The following is a 4062-nucleotide window of genomic DNA, read 5'->3' as shown; positions in this document are numbered from 1 at the left end:
GGTTTCTGGGCGAGAGAAAAACCAGTAATTCCGGAAAGCAGGATGACAAATGATAAATAACGGCACACGTAGATGGTGGATTGAATTTGGAGGGTAAAGGTACGTGCCTTGCGGCTCTACTCCAAAGATAGATTCGGGGTCGGTTTCCACCGAAAGGCGCGGGCGTCAATGGCGCGCATCGTGCAAAGTACGCCGTCCAAGTGGTCGATTTCGTGTTGCAGAAGTTCCGAAAGGTCGTCGGTAAGTACCCACTCCTGGCGTTGCCAACTCTCGTCATAAAACCTTAGCCGGATTTGACGGTGGCGTTGCAGCTTAACCAGCAGATTGGGCAGGCTCATGCAGTCGTCCCAGAGTTCCATCGTTTCGTCACTACGCTCGATGATCTCGGGATTGATGAAAATGGTTGAACGATCATCTGCGAACATATAGACGAGCCGCTTCATATATCCCAGCTGCGGCGCGGCTATTGCCCGGCCCGTTTGGTACTTGCCCCTGAATTCTACCAGCGCGTTATGTAGGTCGCGCGTCATTTTGGTAATTAGTGTTGAGTCTTTGGGCGTGAGCGGCGTGCAATTTTGATAAAGGCGCTCGTCGCCTAGCAGCAGGATATCGGCAAGTCCTTTCATCGAATAGGGGAAGGTCATTAACCTGAAAAGCACTCCTTCTTTTAGAGGAGTGCTTTTCAGCATTTCAGCAACTAATAACAGCAGTGTGTGTATAGTATGCTGAATATCTTAGTGGACTAATTATATGACTGCTTTGGCGATCATATGTCACACTTCTCTATTAGAAAAATTTTTAATGCGGGAAAGATAAACAAACTTTCTTAAAATATCTTCCAATAATACATCTTTTGTTCTGTAAAAACCAATTTTTTTACCAAAAAATGTAAATAGTTTTTTCAAAAAAAATATCTGGCAAAAATTTCCAATAAAATTGCATAGGGTCAAATCACCTCTCAATCACACACAGGCAAAGTCCTGTCCTGCTGAACTTACTTGCACTTACCTCAAAACATACCAGAAGCAATGACCGAACTTGACCACATCGCCCTATACACTTCTCAGCTTGAAGTGATTCGCCACTTTTACGAAAAGTACTTTGGAGCGACCACTAACGAAAAATATGTTAACCCGCGCAAAGGCTTTGAATCTTATTTTCTAAGTTTCTCAGGGGAATCCAGATTGGAAATCATGCAAAAAAAAACTGTGGCAAACGGAGCCAATTCCGAGGGCACGGAGTACCTGGGCCTGACGCATTTTGCACTGTCCGTGGGCAATAAAGAAGAGGTAGTTCAGCTGACCGAAAGGCTGAGGGCCGACGGCCATAAGGTAGTCGGAGAGCCGCGCACGACAGGCGACGGCTATTATGAAAGCGTTGTCTTGGATCCGGACGGAAACCGGGTGGAGATCATTGCGAGTTAAACACGCTGCGGCGTTCTCTTTTTGGGCTCGGGTATCTCAACCGCTGCGACTTCCCGCTTTTGGTTTTTGAAGAAATCCCGAAAACGGCGAATAGTTGCCATCAGGAAGCCAATTACCAGCACAAAAGTACCCAGCCACAGCACGTTGATGAGGGGCTTTTCCAAAGCCTTCATCACGATGAAGTCGCGTTGCTTGGTATTGACGGCAAAGGTGAATTCGCCCGTCTGCGGGTTGATCTCGTTGAATTGAATGCGTAAACCCAGTTCGTTGCTGACCTGAGCCTTACGCCCTACGGTGCGGTTGCGAATGACAAAAGAAGGATCGATGACATATTCCTGGTCAGTATCCAATACCCGAATAATAGCCTTTACAGCCGCGTCGTTCTCACCTAATTGCACGCCCTCCACCTGGTCGGTACGAACAACGTTATCAAGAATTGCCACGTAGTCGTTGACGAAGAAGGTGTCCTTCATCGCTACCGTGAATTCCTCGGTCGGACTCCATTTGCCTTCGTCCAGCGGATTGGTGACCATCGAGACATAGGTGTACAGATCTTTGTTGTACTTCCGCTGAATGTCGGGCGAGGAAATCAAGCCCATACGAGGGTTGATCTGTGCGCGGGGGAAAAGCGTGAATATTTTTCCAGATGGTTCGCGGTACTCGATTTCGTAATAGAAATTTTCGGGATATATCTCGAGCGTGTCGCCCGTCTTGTAGTATGTCTTGTCGTTGACGACAATGTCACGTAATGCTACCGCGTGGAAATCGTTCTCGATAATCTCAACCCAACCTTTAGGAATGTACTCGGGAACGTAGCGCGGCTCGATGCGCACGTCGCGCCAGGTCAGCATATATTTACCCATTTGGGAAGGCTTGTTCAGCCATAGCGTGACGTTCTCCTTGTTTTCTTTATTGTCGTTGGCCGTAAATTCTTCCGAACGCGAGATCATCAGGCCCGAATTGTTCAAAGAAACTACTCGCGTGTAGCCAGATGAAAAAAGGATGCCGATCAGCATCAAAGCTACCCCGATGTGCGTCACCGCCCCGCCTGACAACTTGTAATTTCCCCCGATAATATTGAGCAAAATAGTACCGTTGGCCACGATAGAGAAGACAGCGGCGGTCAGCAAAGCGATGTAAGAAATCGTACGAACCTCGCCCAAAGTGATAAAAATTGCACTGAGAATCAAGGAAATCAGCAAGGGCGGATAAAGCGTGTTTAGCTTGCCTTCACCCGTCCGTTTCCACCAGAAGTACTGGCCTATTCCCGTCAAGATAGTTATCAGGGCAAAGAACCAGATTTGGAATTTGTTGTAATGTTCGATGGGATCGGTAGGCAGTGCCAGATTCAGAATCTTGCCAAAACCTTCGGCGATGGCATTGTACACCGGGATAGAAGTAGTAGCCAAAATCTGGAAACCCGAAAGGCAAAGCAATGTCGCGCCGATAAAAATCCAGAACTCGGGCGAATAAGTACTCACTTCTTTTTCATCGGAAGGCAATAGCTTCCAGCGGTAGATTAGCAAGCCAACAGAAAGCACGACGAAGGTCATGAGGTAAATCAGCAACTGCCCCGACAAGCCCAAATCAGTAAACGAGTGCACCGAAGCATTGCCCAAAACCCCGCTCCGCGTCATGAATGTAGAGTACAGAATCATCACAAACGTAGCAATGGCTAAGATGAATGACGTTTTGAGAGCCGTAGCATTTTTACGCCCGATAATCATGACGTGAATCGTCCCGACCAGTACTAACCATGGTACGAACGAGGTGTTTTCGACCGGATCCCAGTTCCAATAGCCCCCAAAATTCAGCGTTTCGTAGGCCCAATAAGCACCCATCAAAATACCCACGCCCAGAATCATCGCCGACAGCAGAGCCCAGGGCAAGGCCGGACGTATCCATTCCTTCACTTTCTTAGTCCAAAGCCCCGCCATCGCGAACGAGAAGGGAATTAAAGTAGTGGCAAAGCCTAAGAATAGGGTAGGAGGGTGGATGACCATCCAGTAGTTTTGCAGCAGCGGGTTCAGGCCGTTGCCGTCTTTGGGAATAAAGTCAGGATTGGTCGTCCAAACAGGAATATCGGGTAGAGCTTCACGCAGTAGTAGGAAAGGAGTTGAGCCGATCTTCAGGTCGAGTCCCGGAATGACGACGCCCAAAATCATGGACGCCAGAAAGGCCTGCACTAAGGCGAAAATTGCCATCACCGGGCCTTCCCACGAACGATTGGTAACGATCAGGATGAGTCCCAGTACTACATTCCAAAAAATCCAGAGCAAGAAACTACCTTCCTGATCTTGCCAAAAACTGGAAATGACGTACTCGGTGGGGAGCGACAGGGAAGAGTTGTCCCAGGCGTAGTGGTACTCGAAATAGTGGTTGCCAATAATCCAATATAAACAAAAAACTACCCCGGCTACGGCCGCCGCGTGGACAAAAAAGGCCGTCCGCGCAAAGCGCTTCCAAGGGAGAACATCATTTAGCTTGGTCGAAGAAGTGACGGACTTGAAATAGGCAAAAGTCGCGACGAGGGCCGACACAAAAGCAACGATCACGAACAAGCGACCAGCGTCGCCGTAGGCGGTATGAATCATAGTTGGGCGGCTTGGTATTCAGTCGTTTCTAGTTTCTCGTTGTT

The 4062-nt window shown here is 48.4% G+C and carries 3 protein-coding genes; 1 reads left to right on the top strand and 2 read right to left on the bottom strand.

The window, feature by feature from the left end; genetic code table 11:
* Positions 1–116: 116 nt before the first annotated feature.
* Entirely contained in the window at positions 117–626 is a 510-nt protein-coding gene (locus tag ACEW8P_RS26380) for a peptide deformylase (RefSeq protein ID WP_373516048.1), read from the bottom strand.
* A gap of 402 nt (positions 627–1028) precedes the next feature.
* Between ACEW8P_RS26380 and ACEW8P_RS26375 the strand changes: the two genes are divergently transcribed.
* Complete coding sequence (locus ACEW8P_RS26375) at positions 1029–1424, top strand: VOC family protein (RefSeq protein WP_373516047.1); 396 nt, start codon at positions 1029–1031, stop codon at positions 1422–1424.
* On the opposite strand, the gene ccsA is transcribed toward ACEW8P_RS26375, so the two are convergent.
* Positions 1421–4018, bottom strand: coding sequence for a cytochrome c biogenesis protein CcsA (gene ccsA / locus ACEW8P_RS26370; protein ID WP_373516046.1), 2598 nt, complete (start codon positions 4016–4018; stop codon positions 1421–1423). The genes ACEW8P_RS26375 and ccsA overlap by 4 nt on opposite strands.
* Positions 4019–4062 lie beyond the last annotated feature (44 nt).

The sequence above is a fragment of the Persicitalea sp. genome (assembly GCF_041751555.1).
Lineage (GTDB): Bacteria > Bacteroidota > Bacteroidia > Cytophagales > Spirosomataceae > Persicitalea.
The sequence above is the reverse complement of the archived record's forward strand: the minus strand, read 5'-3'. Positions and strand labels throughout refer to the sequence as shown.